The sequence below is a fragment of the Thermodesulfovibrio sp. 3907-1M genome (assembly GCF_040450955.1).
In the GTDB taxonomy this organism is placed as follows: domain Bacteria; phylum Nitrospirota; class Thermodesulfovibrionia; order Thermodesulfovibrionales; family Thermodesulfovibrionaceae; genus Thermodesulfovibrio; species Thermodesulfovibrio autotrophicus.
The window spans coordinates 1,354,373-1,373,884 of record NZ_CP144373.1 but is presented as its reverse complement, the minus strand read 5'-3'; the positions used below and the strand labels follow the sequence as shown (position 1 = coordinate 1,373,884).

Genomic DNA, 19,512 nt, shown 5'->3' with positions numbered 1-19,512 from the left:
CTAATGAAGAAGCGCCCTCGCTGCTTCAGAGAGTTCTCCCTTTGAAGCGGCAACCTTTTCAAGATATGTTTTATCATGGGCAAGTTTGCCATACTGGTAATATGCCCACATGAGAGAATTATTGTCCTTTATTCCCGCATCTATTGCTTTTTTGTAATATTGAATTGCCTCTTTTATTTTTTTTGAAAGATAAAAGTAGTCAGCAGCCTTAAGTGCTGCTTCTGCATTGCCAAGCTTTGACGCTTCAAGCCAGTAATGAATTGCCTTTTTTCTATCTCCATTTGAATATTCAAGATCTCCCAATAATGTTAAAATCTCAGGATCCTTTATTGATTTTGATACTCTCCTTAAATAGGAAAGTGCGGTAAGTTTATCTCCTTCCTGAGCAAGAATCTGAGCATAAAGAGCAGTTGCTTGAGGATTTTTCTCTTTAAGAGGCTCTAAAAATTTTTTAGCTTCTTTATACTTGCCCTCTTTTATCAAAATCTGTGAGTATGGAATCACTGCCTCTGCTCTTCTTGTACCTGTTTGAACTTTCCTTAGTAGATTTTTAGCCTCATTGTATCTTCCCTGAGAAATGAGAAATTGAGCTGATTGAATTAGTAGAGAGGAATCTGCTGGTAAAAAGGGATATATTTTAACAATATAGTTTGCAGCCTTTTCCGGGCTTTTATGCATGATAGTTTTTAGAAATTCCTCAATTTTCTTATTTTTAAGCTCCTTATCTCTGAATAAGAAAAGCATTCTCAATGCTTCATCATAGTTTTTGCTATTCATGTAAATTGAGTAAATCTTGAGTCTCACATCATCCGTGGGAATATAAAAGTAAATCTCTTTTCCTATTTTGAGAGCTTCCTCGGTTTTCCCCTGTGTTAGATACATCTCAAAGAGCATTTTTTTTGCCTTGATTGTATCGTATTGTTTATTTGACTTTTCAATGAATTTTTTCAGAACATCTTCTGCTTCTTTGAATTTAGTTGCCCTTATTAAAACATCAGCTCTGTCAAGATCATAAAGAGTTTTTCTAAGTTTCAGATTTTTATTAAACTCCTTTAATGCTTCATCAGCTTTGCCTGTCATGGCAAGATATTTTATCCTCAATAAATCAGTTTCCGGATCATTAAAATCTTTCCTGTCAAGCCTCTGTAAAACTGCCTGCAGTGTCCTTAAATCACCTTTATAAAAGGCGATCCAGCCTTTGCCAATCATTGCCTGTTTTTCAAGAGGTTGTTGAACTTTTTCAAGATAATACTCCGCATCCCTGAGTCTTCCAATTTTTAAATATGTTAATCCCATGTAAAGATTTGCTTCATTTAAAGTAGAAGAGTTTTTAAAGTCTCTTAAAAGTCTCTTAAGAGGAATTGTGGCTTCATAGTAATTTCCAAGGAAGTATTCTGCCTTTGCCAGACCTAAAAGTGCTCTATCTGCAAGCTTTGGGTCTTCAGTAAACTTTTGAAAAAACTCCTTTGCCTGTAAATAATTCTCAGTTTTTAAAAAATCCTCGCCCTTCTTAAGAGCATCATTTGCCCAGGCAATGCTGAAAAATAAAATAATAGTAATGATGCTAATCAGAGTTTTCATTGTCTTTAATGCCAAGTCTTTTCATTTTTTCAATAAGTGTTGTTCTGTTTATGTTCAGATACCTGGCTGCTCTGCTTTTAATCCATCCGTGCAGATTTAAGGCATGTAAAATTAACTTTTTCTCGTAGTCTTTTAAAACTTCATTAAGGTCTATTCCTGCACTAAATGGATTTAAATCCTCAGAAATAGCCTTTGGCAGTAAATTTTCTCCAAGCCTTATTCTTTCAGGAATATCTTCCACATTTACAACTCCACCATCATTTAAAACATAAAGTCTTTCAACCAAATTTTCAAGTTCCCTGACATTTCCAGGCCAGTGATAGTTTAAAAGAACATCCATTACTTCTGATTTTATTTTTAATGAATAGCCAAATTTTTTTGAAAATTTATAAATAAAATACTCGCAAAGAAGAGGTATATCTTCTTTTCTTTCTCTCAATGGAGGTATTACTACAGGAACTACATTCAGTCTCCAGAAAAGGTCCTCTCTGAATCTTCCTTCCTTTACTTCATTTTCCAAGTCTTTATTTGTAGCTGCTATAATTCTCACATTTACATGAATGGGTTTGGTTCCTCCTATTCTTTCAAAGGTTTTTTCCTGTAAAACTCTCAATATTTTTACCTGAAGATGAAGGGGCATATCACCTATTTCATCAAGAAAAATTGTTCCTTCATTGGCAAGTTCAAATCTTCCAGGACGCTGAGCCTGTGCTCCTGTAAAAGCCCCTTTTTCATGACCAAAAAGCTCTGATTCAAGAAGCTCGGAAGGTATGGCAGCACAGTTAACAGGAATAAAAGGCTTTTCTGCTCTGAGACTTTTAAGATGAATCATCTTTGCAACAAGCTCTTTACCTGTTCCACTCTCTCCCATTATCAAGCACGTGCTATCAGTTCTGGATAGTTTATCAATAAGTGTCATGATTTTTTGAATTTGAATTGATTGACCTACAATCACAACTTTATCCTTCATGTCATAAATATGACATATAGAAAAACAAAATTTCAATAAAAAAACAAAAGTTGTAGAATTCTTGTTGAAAACATGATTTAAATCATATTTTCTGCTGATTAAATAGAGTAAAATTAATTATAAACAATGCTTCTGAGGAGGTTTAACTATGTTTTGTAGACAATGTGAACAAACAGCAAATCAGGTAGCATGCACAAAACTGGGTGTGTGCGGGAAACAGCCAGATACGGCATATCTTCAAGATTTGTTAATCTACTGCCTTCAGGGACTTTCTACTTATGCAAAGGAAGCACTCAGGGAAAACAGGCTGGACAACAAAATTAAAAGATTTACTGTTGAAGCTCTCTTTGCAACACTTACCAATGTTAATTTTGATTCTGAGGCAATAAGAAATTTTATCTATGAAGCAGTAAAAATCAGAGAAGAACTCAAGGAAAAAGGTTACACAGTTAAGGAAACAGATGCCTGCCGCATCTTTCCTGTTGATTCAATGGAAGAACTGATAAAGCAGGGTGAAGAGGCAAATAAAAAGTTATTTCAGAATTCTCCGGATCCTGACATTCAATCGCTTAAAGAGACTACTCTTTATGCAATAAAAGGAATCGCAGCATATGCTGACCATGCAGCAATTCTTGGCAAAGAAGATGACTCTGTCTATGCCTTTATTTATGATGCCCTTGATGCCATGCAGAGAGATGGAGATATGAATTACTGGCTTAATATGGTTTTGAAAGCCGGAGAGGTTAATCTCAAAACAATGGAGCTTCTTGATGCTGCCAACACTGGCAAATACGGACATCCTGTTCCTACGGCAGTTCCACTGGGTTATAAAAAAGGCAAGGCAATTGTAGTCTCTGGTCACGACCTGAGAGACCTTGAGCTTCTTTTACAACAGACAGAAGGAAAGGGCATATATGTTTACACCCACGGAGAGATGCTTCCCTGTCATGGATATCCAGAGTTGAAGAAATATAAGCATTTTTATGGACATTACGGCACAGCATGGCAGAACCAGCAGAAGGAGTTTGCTGAGTTTCCCGGAGCAATTTTAATGACCACAAACTGTATAATTAAACCTCAGGAGTCCTACAAAGACAGAATCTTCACAACAGGTGTTGTTGGCTGGCCCGGGGTAAGACATATCAAAGATAAGGATTTTACACCTGTAATTGAAAAAGCTCTTGAGTTGCCAGGTTTTCCAGAGGACAGAGAAGAAAAAACCGTAATGGTAGGCTTTGCAAGAAATGCTGTTTTAAGCGTTGCCGATAAAGTAATTGAGCTTGTTAAAGCTGGTAAAATAAGACATTTCTTCCTTGTGGGAGGTTGTGACGGTGCAAAACCTGGTAGAAGCTATTACACAGAGTTTGTTGAAAAAGCACCAAAAGACACTGTTATTCTTACTCTTGCCTGTGGTAAATTCAGATTTTTTGATAAAGAACTTGGTTCAATTGAAGGAATTCCAAGACTTCTTGATGTGGGTCAATGCAATGATGCCTATTCAGCAATCCAGATAGCTCTGGCGCTTTCAAAGGCTTTCAATGTAAGTGTAAACGAGCTTCCACTTTCTCTGATTCTTTCATGGTTTGAACAGAAAGCAGTTGCAATTCTTACGACACTGCTTTATCTCGGTATTAAGAACATCCGTCTCGGACCAAGCCTTCCTGCCTTTGTAAGCCCTAATGTTTTGACAGTTCTTGTTGATAATTTTAGTATAAAGCCAATCAAAACAGCGGATGAAGACTTAAAAGAAATACTGGGTTCATGAAAATGCGATAAACTAAAACTGTGTGACGCTTTTACTTAGAGACTGGTTTACCGTTCAGAATGTTAAACCAGTCTCTAAGGCAACTTCAGAGATTTCTGCATTGAATCTTGCTACACTTTAAAAAATAGCTCTTTTATGAAATCCTTTACAACAGGAATTTGGGTTTTAATGAGTTCCTCTCTATTGCCATCAAATAAGATATATCCATCTTTAAGAAAAATAAATCTATTGCAAAGTTGCCATGCTACATAAACCATATGAGTTATTATCATGAAACCTATATTTTCTCTGTCTGCTAAATCTTTAATTAGCTGAATAATTCGTTCAGAATTGATAGGATCAAGTCCTGCGGTTGGCTCATCATAAAGAAACATCTTTGTTTTCCCCACTGCCAGAGCACGGGCAATGGCTACTCTTCGGTGCATGCCTCCACTTAGTTCTTCTGGCATGAGTTCCTCTGCATCTTCAACTCCAACACGTTTAAGCAATTCTCTTACCCTCCGATAAACTTCTTCATCAGGAAGTTTTAAAAGTTCCCTCATGAAAAAAGCTACGTTTTCTTTCACAGGCAGAGAGTCAAAAAGAGCTCCTTCTTGAAAAACAATGCTAAACTTTCTTCTTACAGGAATAAGTTCTTCTTCAGTTAGTTTGGTTATATCAATACCATCTATTATAATTTTTCCTTTGTCCGGTGTGATTAAACCCAGAATCAGTTTTAAGATGGTTGTTTTTCCTTCACCGCTTTCGCCAAGAACAGCTATTTGTTCATCAAATTCTGCAGTAAAGCTCACACCTTTGAGGACTTCTCTGTCTCCGTAAGAGAACCATACATCATCAAAGATTATCATACAGTAAACCCCAGTGCATAGAGTAAAATTCTTGTTAGTATAAAATCAGTAGCGATTACAACAACAATTGATGTAACCACTGCTTTTGTGGTTGAGGTTCTTAAACCTTTTGCACCTCCACGGGTTGTAAGTCCGTAAAAACAGCTTATACAGGAGATAAGATATCCGAATATAAAGGGTTTTACTGAGCCGGAGAAGACATTTTGAAAATTTAATTCTCTAATAATGCTTGACCAATAAAAAGAACCGCTCTGATTACTGACAAAAACTGCTATGTAGTAGCCTCCAATAAGACATACGAGGTCTCCTATTATTGTAAGACAAGGGAGCATTACAACTGATGCAATTACTCTTGGAATTACTACTTTTTTAACAGGATCAATTCCGTAAACCCTTAAGGTGTCTATCTGATGTCCGAGAATCATTGAGCCAATTTCAGCAGTCTGTCCAGCACCAACTCTACCTATAAAAACCAGTGCGGTTACAAGGGGACCAATTTCTCTTATTACTGCAATACCGACAATTTTACCTGTGTACATCTTTAATCCAAGTCTGCTGAGTTCAGCACTGAGTTGTAGACTGAGAGCCATTCCTACAAAAAGACAGACCAGAGATACAATAAAAACAGAGGCAGAACCAGCATACTCCATATGCTCAATTATATCATCAAAGTATAGAGGTCTTTTAAAAAGTTTTAAAATGGAGTTTATGCAAAGAAGATAGAAATCCTGTAACTCTGCCAGTATTTTTTTTACCCTGCTATATTTTTTCATAGGGCGTAACAATATCTTAACATAAACAGTTTATAATAAATAAAAAGGCTGTTCAATAAAAATGATACAGCCTCAAACAAAATCATAGGGGGTGTGGTATGTCTAAAAAAATTTTAATGCTTGTTGGAGATTTTGTGGAAGACTATGAGGCAATGGTGCCATTCCAGATACTCAAGATGGTGGGACATACTGTTCATGCAGTTTGTCCGGGGAAAAAAGCAGGCGAAACTGTAAAAACTGCTGTGCACGATTTTGAAGGAGATCAGACATACACAGAAAAAAGAGGTCATAATTTTATGTTAAATGCAGATTTTGAAAAAATTAAACCTGAAAATTATGATGCCATTGTAATTCCAGGTGGAAGAGCTCCTGAATATCTGAGACTTAATGATAAAGTATTAGAAATAGTAAAACATTTTGTTGAATCAGGCAAACCTGTTGCTGCCATATGTCATGGAATTCAGCTTTTGACTGCCGCAAATGTTATAAAGGGCAGAACTCTTACTGCCTATCCTGCAGTAAAGGCAGAAATTTTACTTGCCGGTGGAAAGTGGTGTGAAGTAAATTCAACTTTTTCAAATGCTTGTGTAGATGGAAATATTGTAACAGCACCTGCCTGGCCAGCTCATCCAGAGTGGATAAGAAAGTTTCTTGAGCTTCTTGGTACAGAAATAAAAGTTTAAAAAAGACCTTTTTGTCTTGGTCCGGTTCTGTTTGACCGGACCTTTTTTATTTTTATGTATTCTGCTGGTATATCTTTAAGAAAAGAAGAAACACACATATTTAATTTTTTCTCATTTATGAGTCTTTGCCTTGAATGAATAAGTATTAAGTCATCCATTGCCCGTGTCATTCCAACATAAAAGAGCCTTCTTTCTTCCTCTACATCAGTATCAGATGCCAGAGTATAGGGAATCAGACCCTCATCAAAACCTGCGATGAAAACAACAGGAAATTCAAGACCCTTTGAACTGTGAAGAGTAAGCAGGCTTACTGCATTCAGGCTTTCTGGAAATAGATCAAGAGGTGTCATTGCGGAGACTTCATCAATGAATGCCTGTATCTGCTCTATAAGTTTGCCATTTTTATATGTCTTTGCCATGTTGCTTAACATAAAGATTTCCATTTCTGATAATCCTTCATAGATTCCAAATGATTCAAGAAAATCTTTTAATGGCATATTTGTAAAAAGTTTTTCCGATGAGTTACTCATTACTTCAGTAAGTTTCTTTATAATTGAAGATATCCAGTGTTCTGCATCTTTCTTTATAGTTTTTACTGGGATTCCTTCTTTTTTTAAAAAATCTTTAATGATTTTAAGCTGAGCATTTGTTCTTGTAAGAACTGCAAAACTTGAAAAACTATAGGGTGTTTCTTCTTTGTTCTTATAGAGTTCTGTAAAATCTGTTGCACCAACTCTTGACTTTATTTCTTTAACAATGATTCTGGCTTCCTCATGTTCGTCTTCAACTTCAAAAAGGATTAGAGGAGATTTTATTTTTCTTGTAGCTTCAACTCTTTTAGAAAACCTTTTCGTGTTTGCTGTGATAAACTTATTTGAAGCTTCTATTATATTTTTCTGAGAACGATAATTAAGAGACAGATTTATAAGAGTTAAATCTGGAAAATCTTGTGGTAGTTTTAAAAAAAGTTCAATTTCTGAGCCTCTGAAAGAATAAATAGCCTGGTCAGGATCACCAAATACTGCAAGAAAACCATTCTCTTTGAGCAATCCTTTTACAAGTTCATACTGAATCTTGTTTATATCCTGGAATTCATCAACGATTATATAAGAAAAAAGAGGTGGAATCTGGTTTTTATTGATTAATTCAAGAGTTTTTAGCAATAGATCATCAAAATCGAGAAGATTAAGCTGTCTCTTTTTTTCTTCGTATTTTTCGTAGACCAGTAAGATGTTTTTATCCAGAGGTGTAGCTGTATTTTTGAATTTTGTTATTTTTTCAATTGCTTTATCGGCATTTTTCCCGTATAAATCAGAGATTATTTCTCTCTGTTTTGTTCTTGTGCATAGTTGAAAATGCTTTTCCTTATCTGGCAAAAATTCTCTTAAAAGTTTTAGGCATAAAAGATGAAAGGTGCCTATAAAAGGTATGTTTTCTTTTTGTTTCAGGCTATTTATAACTCTCTGCTTCATTTCAATGGCTGCTTTTTGGGTGAAAGTAAGTGCAGCAATTTCCTGAGGTTTTATACCTTTCTGCAGTAGATGAATGATCTTTGCAGTTATTGTAAGAGTTTTACCAGTGCCAGGACCTGCAAGAACACAGCATATTTTCTCTGAAGTTTCTGCTGCTATTTTTTGATTTTTATTAAGATTCATTTAAAAAAGGATTGCCTGCCCTTTAATCTCTCTTTCAATAGGTTCACCAAAAACTCTTATTTTGCCATATTCTCCGTCATATCCAGCTTCTACATAAACCTTTCCATCTCTCATTCGTTTAATTGCTTCTGCCAGTTTTGAATCAAATTTTTCAATTTCCGCTAAATCTTTTTTCAAAAGTATATCATATTCATTCCCCAGTTTATAAAGGGCTTTCATATATGTATCAAACACTGATTTAGACTGCGGAGAACTATCTTTTATTTCAGCAATTATCTCAGGTAAAGGAATGATGGATTTAAAAGGAAAGGACTGTTTAGGTTTAAACCCTTCAGGTCTATTAGAAAGGAGTTCAACTCTATGCATTACTCCAACAGTAACTTTTTTACCACATACAGGACATAAATAATTTCTTTTTATTGTCTCCTTAGGTGATAATCTTACTCCACATGCTCTGTGTCCGTCATAATGATATTTTCCCTCTTCAGGGAAAAACTCTACTGTGCCAAGAAATCCCTTACCTGTTTTTATTGCTTGAGCAATGGCATTGTAATTCATTTCAGTATCAAAGATGTTTGCTTCTCTGCCAATTTTTCCTGGTGAATGGGCATCAGAATTTGAAACAAGAATTACTCTGTCAAGTTCACTGAGACGCCAGTTCATTGGTGGATCAGAACTCAGACCTGTTTCAATTGCATAGATGTAAGGAGTAAGTTCTTCAAAGCATTCAGTTAGACTGTCAAAACCTGACTGAGATCCAAACACGGAAAAATGAGGAGTCCATGCGTGGGCTGGAATTATCATTGAAGATGGTGAAATATCAAAAATTATTTTCATAACTTCCTTTGCATCAACTCCAAGAATGGGTCTACCATCTGAACCAAGACTCCCTATGTGAGATAAAGCATGATTTATTTTTGTAACATCCCTTATTGAGGGCGATAAAATTACAAGATGAATTTTCCTTAATTTATTATTTTTTTGATAAATGCAGCTTATTTCAGAGGATAGGATGAAAAATATATCCTCTTTGCAGGAATCGGGCACATCAAGGCGATATTGTTTTTTAAGGGTAAACAGTCCATTTCCTTCCTCATTTAATTTTTTTTCTATTTCCCTGAGCCATTCTGGATGGGTGAAATCACCTGTTCCAATTAGTTTTATGCCTTTGAGCTGAGCCCACTGCTCAATTACCTCAGGAATCATTTCTTTGCTTGTTGCTCTTGAGAATCTGGAATGAATATGAAGATCAGCGTAGAACATTTATTAGAATAACATCCAGTTCTTGAGCTTTTTTTATGGCACCCTGTGTTTTTTCTTTGCAGACCACAACAGCTAAGGTTTCAGTATCTGTAGCTTTTTTAAAAATCTGGGCTCTTCTATAAGCTCTTTCTATATCTCTTTTATCAGCTTTTACAGAGGCTTCGGCAACGAGGAAGACTTTTTTTGTCGGATCCTTCGTCAAAACACCGGTTGCAACAAGGTCAACATCAAGAGCATCTTCTCTTTCTTCAAAGGTAATTTTGTTTTCATCAAGGGCGTCGTCTAAAATTTCTACATATTTTTCAGCACTTAAAACCTTACATCTTCTGATGATGAAGCCAAAACGGGAAGGTGCCTTATCCTTTAATTTCATTTCAAACATGTCACCTTTAAGCATTCCAACATCATCCTTTAATATTTTTACATCCTGTTTAAGCACTGCCACATCCTGTTTAAGCACTGCCACATCCTGTTTAAGCACTGCCACATCCTGTTTAAGCACTGCCACATCTTGTTTAAGCACTGCCACATCTTCTTCTAATTTATCTACTTTTTTCTTTAAAGGTTTAAATTCGTTTTCTATGAATTCTTCAAATTTTTTCGGTAGTTCAATGAGTTCAGTAGTTAAAATAAGTTGTCTGAGTTCTTCAAGCCATTCAGGATGAGTTTTGAGAACCCTGACAAGATCATGAAAAGTTTCAATTCTGTCATTGGCCTTAACTTGCATAATCAATTATAACATTTTTTAAGAGAGTTTTCTATGAATTGGATGACCTGAATATGCTGCTTCAGTCCTTTATCTTCAACATAAAGAGGACTACCAATAAAAAAACAAATAGGCTTTGAAGGATCAATTTTACCAAAATCTTTAAAAATTTTGCCTATTCCCCATGCATCTGTTCTTAAAGCTATAGGCACAGCGGGAACGTGAGCTTTTTTTGCAAGCTTTATTCCAAGAGTGTTGAACTTCGTTGGGTCAAAAATAATCTCACGGGTTGCCTGAGGAAAGACGATTACAGATATTCCTTCCTGAAGCCTTTTTAATCCTTCAGTCATTACTACTTTGTAGTCTTCTCTGGGATTTTTTCTTGTAACTGGAATTGGATTCAGAGCAGACAGAATTTTTCCAAAAAAGGGATATTTAAGTAAAGATTTCTTCACTACAAAGGTTACTCTAAATTCTTTTCCAATTACACCGGGAAGAACTAGTGTTTCAAGGGTGCTCATGTGATTTGCTATAAAAACGCATGGAGGTTCTAAATCTTTAAGGTTTTCCCTTCCTTTAATTGTAATTCTGCAACCAACATCTCTCATCATCTCAAGAATTTTCAAACCATCAATTACCAGTTCTTCATATGTGTATTTACCTTTATTGGCTTTAATTGCACTGAGAACTATTTTTTTTATTACATTCGTGTGAAGTTTTATTGTAATCATTTTATTAGAGGATCTTGTATCCCTGCTTCTTCAAAGCCTTTCAATCTATATATGCAACTTGGGCATTTAAGACATGGTTTTGGAGGTTCACCCTGAGGATTGTAGCAGCTCCATGTAAGAGAATAATCAAGCCCGAGTTCAACTCCTTTTTTAATTATTTCTGCTTTTGTAAGATAAAGGAGAGGAGCATGAATTTTAAATTGTAATTTGCCTTCTACTGAGATTTTTGTTGCAAGATTTGCCATGCGCTCAAAAGCCTGAAGATATTCGGGTCTGCAATCAGGATATCCCGAATAATCAACAACATTAGCACCAATAAAGATATACGATGCATTTAAAACCTCAGCCCAGGCAAGGGCAAAACTCAGGAATATGGTATTACGGGCTGGAACATAGGTAACAGGGATTCCTTCCTGTGTTCCAGCTGGCACATCAATCTCTGATGTTAAAGCTGAACCTCCGATTTTTCTTAAATCAAAGGAAATGATTAAATGTTCCTTTACTCCTACATATTCTGCCACCTTTTTGGCAGATTCAAGCTCTACTTTATGTCGTTGTCTATAGTCAAAGGAAAGAGCATAACATTCAAATCCTTCATTTTTTGCTATGGCAAGAGTTGTTGAGGAGTCAATTCCTCCGCTTAAAAGTACAACAGCTTTCATTTCTTTTCTCCGATTCTGGGTTCAGTTCCTTTAATTAATCTTTTTATATTTGAAATATGCCTTGAATAAATGAGAATTGTAAAGAGCCATGCAAAAAACAAAAACTCCTTAGGATAGTTTATAATGATCACATTCAAGGGAAGCAAAGCAAAGGAGACAAGTGCTCCCAGAGAAGAGATTCTGCTAATTTTAACAGTAATTATCCAGATAAACACTGTAATAAGCCCAGCTAAAGGCATGTAGGCTAATAAAACTCCGATAGAGGTGGCAACTCCTTTGCCTCCTTTAAACTTAAGAAAAGGTGTAAAACAGTGTCCAAGTATGGCAAAAAATCCCACTGCACCAGGCAAAATTTCATTTTCTCCATAGGAAGAGAATTTTAAAATCACAACAGGAATAATCCCTTTTGCTATATCAAGTAGTAAAGTAATCAATGCCTCTTTTTTACCAATAACTCTCATTACATTTGTTGCTCCGATGTTTCCACTTCCTGTTTTTCTCAGGTCAATGCCTTTTGCTTTACCGATGAGATATCCCCAGGGAATGGAGCCAAGAAAAAAGGCTAATATACAGAAAAGAAGACTCATTTTATATTCCTCCAGAAGTGGAAAATATACTGAATTCCAGAAAATACAGCTACAAATGTGGCGATGTATATTAAAATAACTCCTAAATCATAAAGGTCAACTCCATATACTTCTTCTGCAATAAGAAGTAGCAAAATTGATATCATCTGAAGCACGGTTTTTGCCTTGCCAGCAGTCTCAGCAGGAATAACAACTCCACGGGATAAAGCATAAAAACGCATTGTGGTGATTATGAATTCTCTTAAAACAATAACAGTGGCTATCCATGCAGGAACTCTTGCTATGTCAACGAGAATAATTAAGGCAGCTATTACAAGAAGTTTATCAGCAATAGGGTCTAATATAATTCCTAATTTTGTTATCTGGCGAAATTTTCTTGCCAGATATCCGTCAAGAAAATCAGTTACAGATGCTATAAAAAACAGAAATGCACCAAGTTGTGGATTTGTTGGCGCCTCTATTATAAAAATCGGAATAATAAGTATGCGTATAATCGTTAATGTCGTAGGAAGATTAAAGATTTGAGTATTCATCTATAAATTTATCCCAGAGTCCTTTTGCTTTTAAAATTATATCACAGATTTCTCTTACAGCACCCTGTCCAGCTTTACATTGAGTTACCATGTCAACATTTTTTTTAACTTCTTCATGAGCATCCTGTGGAGCAAATGACAGTCCTGCTCTGCTTAAAATAGATAAATCAATTATGTCATCACCCATTGCTGCAATTTCTTCTTTTTTGAGATTGAATTTTTTAACTATTTCATAGAAAATCTTGAGTTTTTCCCGTGTACCCTGATGAACCTCTGTAATTCCAAGTTCTTTCATTCTTCTCTGAAGTGCCTTTGAATGTCTTCCTGTTATTACAGCAATCTTTATTCCTGCTTTATGAAGCATAACAAGACCGTGCCCATCTCTTACATTAAAAATTTTAAATTCATTGTTTTCATCGTCAAGGATTATGTCTCCACGAGTTAAAACTCCGTCAACATCAAGAATGAGAAATTTTACTTTTTTTGCCTTTTCTATAGTTTCAGCTGAAGGCTGAATATTGAAATTTTTGTATTTATTTAAAATTTTATTGATTATTTCAGTGGTTGAAACTCCTTCAACATATGGAAGACTGTAGGCTTCCTTTACAAGGTCTGCTCCTACAATATCCTGAATCTTCCAGTCTCCTCCTTTAACAAGAACATCTGGCTGAAGATACTTAATAAGTTCATAGGGCGTGTCTTCATTAAAAAGTGTAACAAAATCAACGAATTGCATTGCAGAAAGCACTTCTGCTCTCTCATTCTCTGGATTAATTGGTCTGAGTGGTTTGATTTTTCTAACAGAGCTGTCAGAGTTTATGGCAACTATTAGTACATTCCCAAGTTTTTTTGCTTCCTTTAAATATCTTATGTGTCCCACATGGATTATATCAAAGCATCCATTTGTAAAAACAATTTTTTTACCCTTTTTTTTTAATTTCTCTATCTCTTTTTTCAGTTGTTCAGGACTTAATATTTTGCCCATAAATTTTTTCTATGGCTTTTTTTAAGATTTCTCTGTCAGTCTTGTAGGTAATTTTCTCCACTGCCTCATCGGGGCTAAACCATTCTGCAGAATTTATTTCCCATTGAGGAGTTATTTCACCGCCTGTGTATTCTACAAGAAAGTATTTTACAGTTTTAAAGTATTTTTCTCCATCCATGACAAACCAGTAAGAAGTTTCTCCAATTTCATCAACTATTTTACCATCTATGCCTGTTTCTTCTTTTATCTCTCTCAGGGCAGTTTCTTTAGAGTTCTCTCCTTTTTCTATCAACCCCTTTGGTAAAGCCCAGGCTTTACCTTCTTTTGTTGAAATCAGCAGTATTTTTAAATCTCCGTTTTCAAATTTATAAACAACTCCACCTGCAGAGAAAACTCTTTTCATCATGGCATCTTCCCGGTTAAAAGTCTTAAAATATCATTGTAAAAAGCAAGCATCATTAAGGCAACTAAAAAGGCTATGCCGATTTTTTGCGAGACTGCAATGAATTTTTCACTTAAGGGTTTCCTTCTTATTGCCTCAATTAGGAAAAATAAAATGTGACCACCATCTAAAACAGGAATTGGAAGCAAGTTAAGCACTCCGAGATTTATGCTGATTATTGCTGCAAAGCTTAAGAAACTTACCAATCCCTGCTCAGCAGTTTTCCCTGCAGCCTGAAATATGAGAATAGGACCTCCTATTACCTCAGTTGAAACAACTCTTTGAAAGATTTTTACAATGGTAAGATAGGTAAGCTCTACAATTTCATAGCATTTCTTAATAGACATGTTAAGAGCATTCAAAGGCTCTTCTTTTTTTATAAAAATAGCCTTTTCATCTGGCTTTATTCCGATTTGCCCAACAAAAACCTTTTCCCCAAAAATGTTTTTAGCCTCCTTTCCATGAGGAGTTATCTGAAGTTGAATGATTTCACCGTTTCTTTCAATTTTAAAATTAAGATTTTTATTTGGATTCTGCTGGATAAACTGAGCCATGTCAAACCAGTTTGAGATTTTTTGTCCTTCAATCTCTATGATTTTATCGCCAGTCTTTAATCCTGCCATGTAAGCAGGTGAGTTTTCCATAACTTCTCCTATTACTGGTTTAATTACAGGAACTCCGTGCACAAATACAATCCAGAAGAGAAAGACAGCGCCAATTATGTTAAAAAGAGGACCTGCAAAAACAATGAAAATTTTTTTATAGACTGGCTGATGTTTAAAAGAGCGTCTTTCGTCAATTACTTCATCGCCAAACTCTTCTCCATACATTTTTACATATCCACCAAGAGGAACAGCACTCAGTAGATATTCTGTTTCTCCAATTCTTTTACCAATTACCTTTGGTCCAAAACCAATTGAGAATTTAAGAACCCTTACCCCACTTATTTTGGCAGCGAGGAAATGACCGATTTCATGAATAAATATTAAAAAACCAAAGAGAATTATTGCATAAATAAAGTTCATTTTTTTATTTCCTCCAGTGCTTTTTTTCTTGCCCAGCTATCAATTTCAAGGATTTCTTCTATACTGTCAGGATTAAAAACTCTGTGGACATCCATAACTTTTTTAATCAATTTGGGTATCTCATTAAATTTTAACCTTCCTGAAAGAAAAGCATCAACAGCAATCTCATCAGCGGCATTTAAAACCACTGGCATACTGCCTCCAATCTTGACTGCTTCATAAGCAAGGCTTAGGCATGGAAAAACCTCTGTATCAGGTAATTCAAAGTTAAGCTCCCGTAAAGTGTTCCAGTCTATTGGAGAAACTATATCTGGAAGTCTCTCTGGAAGAGAAAGTGCCAGCGCAATAGGAGCTTTCATATCAGGGTTGCTTATCTGGGCGAGATAGGTTCCGTCAATAAATTCAACAAGACAGTGAACAATGCTTTGAGGATGAATCAATACTGCAATGTTTTCAACAGGTATGTCAAAGAGAAAATGTGCTTCAATAACTTCAAATCCTTTATTCATAAGGGTTGCTGAATCTATGGTAATTCTCTTTCCCATCTTCCATTTTGGATGATTTAATGCTTCCTGAGGAGTTACATTTTCTATTTCCCAGGATTTCTTTCCTCTAAAAGGTCCTCCAGAGGCAGTAAGCCATATTTTTCTTATGTAAGTTTTATTGCATCCGTTAATGCATTGAAAAACAGCACTGTGTTCGCTGTCAACGGGAATTATCTGAGCTTTGCTCTTGCTGACTTGTTTTTTTATTAAGTCACCAGCCATTACAAGGCTTTCCTTGTTCGCAAGTGCTACTGTTTTGCCAGCCTTTACTGCTTCAAATGTGGGTAGAAGACCTTCTGCACCAACAATAGCTGAAAGAACAATGTCTACTTCTTTAAGTCTTGCAATCTCGCATACTCCTTCAGTTCCACAGAGTATATTTAATGATTTTATTTCTTTCTTTAACTTTTCGCAGGCTTTTTTATCATAAACTGCCACGTACTCTGGTTTAAACTCTTCAATCTGCTCTTTAAGAAGGTTAATGCTACTTTTGACAGCAAGCCCAAGAACCTTAAATTTTTCAGGAAATTGCCTTATTACCTGAAGAGCATTTTTACCTATAGAGCCTGTGCTACCAAGTATTACAACTTTTTTCAATGCCTTCTCCTACATAAGCTTCATAAAAAAATACAGTAAAACACCTGCAAAAAGCATACTATCTATTTTATCAAGAACTCCACCATGCTCTGGAAAAAGAAAGCTTGAATCCTTTACCTGAGCATCTCTTTTAAACATTGATTCAACAAGATCACCAAATATGCTGATAAAGCCAATTAAGAAGCCAGCTATTAAAAGTTTGACAAAAGGCTTTGACAGTAAAAAATTTCCAAATAATAAAGAAGCAATTATTCCACCCATTAAAGAGCCATAGGCACCAGCCCATGTTTTTTTGGGACTTACTTCTGGATAAAGCTTCTTTTTCCCTAATCCCTTTCCGATGTAATAGGCAAAGGAGTCTGCTGACCATACAACAGCATACAGATATATAATCCATTGCCAGCCATGTTCTCTTAAAAACCATTGGAAAGCAAGTAAAGCAGGAATGTATAAAAGCCCGATCATAACAGGAGAGATTTCAGAGAGTGCATACTGAGGGTCTTTTTTTGCTATTAAACGAATGATGGTTATTACTGCAAAGGCTGTAGCATAATAATGCAGTGCAAACTGGGGATAAAAACAGTTAAGTAAAAAAATGATCACAGAGGAGAAAATTCCAAAACCAATCCAGAAACTGCAAGTCTTATACATTTTTAAAAATTCCCACATTCCAACAGCACACACTGCTGTAAGGAGTGCTAAAAAGAAGTAAGGAGGTAGCTTTACAACAAGAAAAACTAAAAGAGGTAAAGCAATCAGTGCAACGAGAACTCTTTTTTTATGACCTTGTAAACTCACTTACTTTTCCAAATCTCCTCTGTCTTTTTTGAAAATCAAGAATTGCTTCTGTAAACTCCTCTTCAGTGAAATCTGGCCAAAGAGTTTGAGTAAAGTAAAACTCAGAATAGGCAGACTGCCATATTAAAAAATTACTGAGTCTTTGTTCTCCTGAAGTTCTGATTATAAGATCAGGCTCTGCAGTCCCGGCTGTGTCAAGCATTGATGAGAATAAGCTTTCATTGAGTTCGTCAGGTTTTATTTGATTTTCAATTATTTTTTTCACTGCCCTTAAGATTTCATCCCTTCCACTATAACTTATGGCAAACTGTGCGGTAAGATTACTACAATGCTCTGTTAGTTGCTCTGTTTCTTCAATTATTTTAAGTATATTTGTAGGCAACATCTGACGATTTCCTATCATTTTAAACCTGACTCCCTGAGAAAGAAATAATTGAGTTTCCTTTTTTAGATGATTTTGTAATAACTCCATAATTATTTCAACTTCCTTTTTTGGTCTTTGCCAGTTTTCTATTGAAAAAGCATAAAAGGTAAGCGCATCAATGTTTAGTCTTATCGCAGCACGGATAATTTCTTTTACTTTTTCAACTCCTCTTTTATGTCCTTCATAGCGAGGTAGTCCTCTCAACTGTGCCCATCTTCCATTTCCATCCATTATTATTCCAACATGCCTTATAAATCTGCCCATTTTTTAATATTTGAAGGAAAGTATATGTAGAATTGTCTCAAAAGGACTTTCTCCCTGAAGAAGCCTCTTTGGATTGAAGCCAAAAGGAGGCTTTACAAGAACAAACAATTTATCTGATGAAACAGCGTAGTCAAGTATTTCTCCTGACATCTCTTCTGTAATGGATGTATCTTCAATTCCGATTCCTGTCCATTGAAGTAGATGTAATGTAGAGCTTTTGTATCCAAGGGTTGAAACATTTACAAGTCCTAAAAGAGGTTTTTTCTCTATAACTATTATTCCGTTACTTAAAGGCTTTATTCTGCTTTGAACTTTCCATTTTCCGAGGCTTAACATAGCAATTCCAGTTTGTTTTTCATACTGTAGTCCGTATCCAAGAGGTTCCTGTGAGCGCCAGAGAGAAACACCCTTGTTGTCATATACTGCGAGAGAGCCGTCATCTTCCCACTTAAACATGATATTGCCGAAAAGATAAAAATCATAGATGTTTGCTTTAACTGGAAGTTTTAACGCTGCCTTAGTCTGATAACCTGATTGTTGAGGCTTTATATAAAAAATTTCTCCGTCAAAACCAGAGGAAGGAGAGTAACTCTGGGCAATTAATCTTCCATCATAGATTCTTAAAAATACATCATTAAGTCTGGCAATTTCATTGAAACCATCACCAACCCATTTAATTATCAATGAAATAACTCTCTCATCCTTCTTTATTGTTATCACTATCTCATCTTTGCCATCCCTGTCAATATCACCTGTATCAAACCAGAGAACATCACCACTTACTGCAATTGAGTAGTTGCTCTTGAGTTTAAGGTCAACATCTATGGTGTAGAGGCTTACTTCACTGTCTGAGGCAATTAAAATTTGATTTGGGCTTATTCCATCAAAATTGCCAACAGCAATCCTGTTAATGCTTTTTGAAAGTCTGAAAGAAAGAAGAGTGTGCCCTTCAGGAACTATTAATGAGGCATATTTTTTTCTTAACTCATTCAAAGCTAATGAAGGCAGTTCAATCTCGGTGCGAGAAAAAAGTTTTTTATCTTTAATCCAGTAAAGCTCCTGAGAGAGCTTCAGGTTTCCATCCTGTTTTGATTGTTTAAGTAAAAGTAAAACGTCGGCATTACCCGGATGTTTTAAAAGTTTTTCTACATCAGTTACATTTACAGGAGCATCAATAAGTTCAAATCTTTCAGTATCTTTCAGGTCCCTGTAATAGCCTTCGCCGACTGCCCATTCAGTATCTCCTTGAGCATATAAAATTTTAATTTTTGATTTCGGTATCTTGAATAAAAGGGGTTCGCTGGAGGAGATGTTTCCTTCTAAAAGCTCAGCTACCGAAGAGTTTTCTTCAACGCTTACAACCTCAGCAGAACCAACTATTTTTTCTGATTTACCTATAACCTGTCTTGTTACAGGGTGAATTAAAGGAACAGTTTCTTCAAAAATAACCACTCTCTGACCCTTTTTTACTCCCTCTTTATAACCTTTATCAAGAGTGAGTTTGTTATTTTCCAGTTTTACAACTTTACCAGCAATGAAAGGGAAATAGGATAAGAGAGTTTCTTTAAAATTTTTAAAATAGTCAACTTCTGCATAACATGGTTTGACATAAATTAAACACAGTACAAAAAATAGCATCAGCCCATTTTTTATAAAATGCATTTTAAAGTTTAAA

Annotated in this window: 20 protein-coding genes; 2 read left to right on the top strand and 18 right to left on the bottom strand. The window is 35.5% G+C overall.

The window, feature by feature from the left end:
• Together V4D30_RS07115 and V4D30_RS07110 are read right to left on the bottom strand one after the other, a co-directional pair.
• A complete protein-coding gene (locus V4D30_RS07115; RefSeq protein WP_353683630.1) occupies positions 1-1,581 on the bottom strand; it encodes a tetratricopeptide repeat protein in 1,581 nt (526 codons plus the stop codon).
• Positions 1,565-2,551 (bottom strand): sigma-54 dependent transcriptional regulator, encoded by a 987-nt coding sequence (locus tag V4D30_RS07110; protein WP_353683629.1) that lies wholly within the window; start codon positions 2,549-2,551, stop codon positions 1,565-1,567. Before V4D30_RS07110 ends, V4D30_RS07115 begins: the two co-directional genes overlap by 17 nt.
• A gap of 148 nt (positions 2,552-2,699) precedes the next feature.
• On the opposite strand from V4D30_RS07110, the gene hcp reads away from it, so the two are divergent.
• Positions 2,700-4,316: a hydroxylamine reductase gene (gene hcp, locus V4D30_RS07105; RefSeq protein ID WP_353683628.1), complete on the top strand. Its 1,617-nt coding sequence runs from the start codon at positions 2,700-2,702 to the stop codon at positions 4,314-4,316.
• Positions 4,317-4,426: 110 nt separating this feature from the next.
• Here hcp and V4D30_RS07100 read toward each other — a convergent pair whose 3' ends face one another.
• Both V4D30_RS07100 and V4D30_RS07095 read right to left on the bottom strand, forming a co-directional pair.
• A complete protein-coding gene (locus V4D30_RS07100) occupies positions 4,427-5,164 on the bottom strand; it encodes an ATP-binding cassette domain-containing protein (protein WP_353683627.1) in 738 nt (245 codons plus the stop codon).
• Positions 5,161-5,937, bottom strand: a complete 777-nt coding sequence (locus V4D30_RS07095) for an ABC transporter permease (protein ID WP_353683626.1) — start codon at positions 5,935-5,937, stop codon at positions 5,161-5,163. The genes V4D30_RS07100 and V4D30_RS07095 overlap by 4 nt, the downstream gene beginning before the upstream one ends.
• A gap of 98 nt (positions 5,938-6,035) precedes the next feature.
• On the opposite strand from V4D30_RS07095, the gene V4D30_RS07090 reads away from it, so the two are divergent.
• Positions 6,036-6,620, top strand: coding sequence for a DJ-1/PfpI family protein (locus V4D30_RS07090; RefSeq protein WP_353683625.1), 585 nt, complete (start codon positions 6,036-6,038; stop codon positions 6,618-6,620).
• Here the strand turns inward: V4D30_RS07090 and V4D30_RS07085 are convergent.
• Genes V4D30_RS07085 through V4D30_RS07020 form a run of 14 tightly spaced genes read right to left on the bottom strand, consistent with a single transcriptional unit; the run spans position 6,617 to position 19,475 of the window.
• A complete protein-coding gene (locus V4D30_RS07085) occupies positions 6,617-8,275 on the bottom strand; it encodes an ATP-dependent helicase (RefSeq protein WP_353683624.1) in 1,659 nt (552 codons plus the stop codon). The genes V4D30_RS07090 and V4D30_RS07085 overlap by 4 nt on opposite strands.
• A complete protein-coding gene (locus tag V4D30_RS07080) occupies positions 8,276-9,538 on the bottom strand; it encodes an endonuclease Q family protein (RefSeq protein WP_353683623.1) in 1,263 nt (420 codons plus the stop codon).
• Positions 9,525-10,265 (bottom strand): hypothetical protein, encoded by a 741-nt coding sequence (locus V4D30_RS07075; protein WP_353683622.1) that lies wholly within the window; start codon positions 10,263-10,265, stop codon positions 9,525-9,527. The genes V4D30_RS07080 and V4D30_RS07075 overlap by 14 nt, the downstream gene beginning before the upstream one ends.
• Before the next feature lie 2 nt (positions 10,266-10,267).
• Positions 10,268-10,975, bottom strand: a complete 708-nt coding sequence (locus V4D30_RS07070) for a lysophospholipid acyltransferase family protein (RefSeq protein ID WP_353683621.1) — start codon at positions 10,973-10,975, stop codon at positions 10,268-10,270.
• A complete protein-coding gene (gene queC / locus V4D30_RS07065) occupies positions 10,972-11,637 on the bottom strand; it encodes a 7-cyano-7-deazaguanine synthase QueC (protein ID WP_353683620.1) in 666 nt (221 codons plus the stop codon). Before queC ends, V4D30_RS07070 begins: the two co-directional genes overlap by 4 nt.
• Entirely contained in the window at positions 11,634-12,224 is a 591-nt protein-coding gene (gene plsY, locus V4D30_RS07060) for a glycerol-3-phosphate 1-O-acyltransferase PlsY (protein ID WP_353683619.1), read from the bottom strand. Before plsY ends, queC begins: the two co-directional genes overlap by 4 nt.
• Positions 12,221-12,757, bottom strand: a complete 537-nt coding sequence (pgsA, locus tag V4D30_RS07055) for a CDP-diacylglycerol--glycerol-3-phosphate 3-phosphatidyltransferase (RefSeq protein WP_353683618.1) — start codon at positions 12,755-12,757, stop codon at positions 12,221-12,223. The genes plsY and pgsA overlap by 4 nt, the downstream gene beginning before the upstream one ends.
• Positions 12,738-13,742 (bottom strand): D-glycero-beta-D-manno-heptose 1-phosphate adenylyltransferase, encoded by a 1,005-nt coding sequence (rfaE2, locus tag V4D30_RS07050; RefSeq protein ID WP_353683617.1) that lies wholly within the window; start codon positions 13,740-13,742, stop codon positions 12,738-12,740. Before rfaE2 ends, pgsA begins: the two co-directional genes overlap by 20 nt.
• Positions 13,720-14,148, bottom strand: coding sequence for an NUDIX hydrolase (locus V4D30_RS07045; protein ID WP_353683616.1), 429 nt, complete (start codon positions 14,146-14,148; stop codon positions 13,720-13,722). Before V4D30_RS07045 ends, rfaE2 begins: the two co-directional genes overlap by 23 nt.
• The gene (gene rseP, locus V4D30_RS07040; RefSeq protein WP_353683615.1) at positions 14,145-15,209 is read right to left on the bottom strand and encodes an RIP metalloprotease RseP; all 1,065 of its coding nucleotides are present in this window, start codon (positions 15,207-15,209) and stop codon (positions 14,145-14,147) included. Before rseP ends, V4D30_RS07045 begins: the two co-directional genes overlap by 4 nt.
• Complete coding sequence (locus tag V4D30_RS07035; protein WP_353683614.1) at positions 15,206-16,351, bottom strand: 1-deoxy-D-xylulose-5-phosphate reductoisomerase; 1,146 nt, start codon at positions 16,349-16,351, stop codon at positions 15,206-15,208. The genes rseP and V4D30_RS07035 overlap by 4 nt, the downstream gene beginning before the upstream one ends.
• A gap of 9 nt (positions 16,352-16,360) precedes the next feature.
• Positions 16,361-17,149 (bottom strand): phosphatidate cytidylyltransferase, encoded by a 789-nt coding sequence (locus V4D30_RS07030; RefSeq protein WP_353683613.1) that lies wholly within the window; start codon positions 17,147-17,149, stop codon positions 16,361-16,363.
• A complete protein-coding gene (locus V4D30_RS07025) occupies positions 17,130-17,837 on the bottom strand; it encodes an isoprenyl transferase (protein ID WP_353683612.1) in 708 nt (235 codons plus the stop codon). Before V4D30_RS07025 ends, V4D30_RS07030 begins: the two co-directional genes overlap by 20 nt.
• Before the next feature lie 3 nt (positions 17,838-17,840).
• Positions 17,841-19,475 (bottom strand): VCBS repeat-containing protein, encoded by a 1,635-nt coding sequence (locus V4D30_RS07020; RefSeq protein ID WP_353683611.1) that lies wholly within the window; start codon positions 19,473-19,475, stop codon positions 17,841-17,843.
• Between the last annotated feature and the right edge of the window lie 37 nt (positions 19,476-19,512).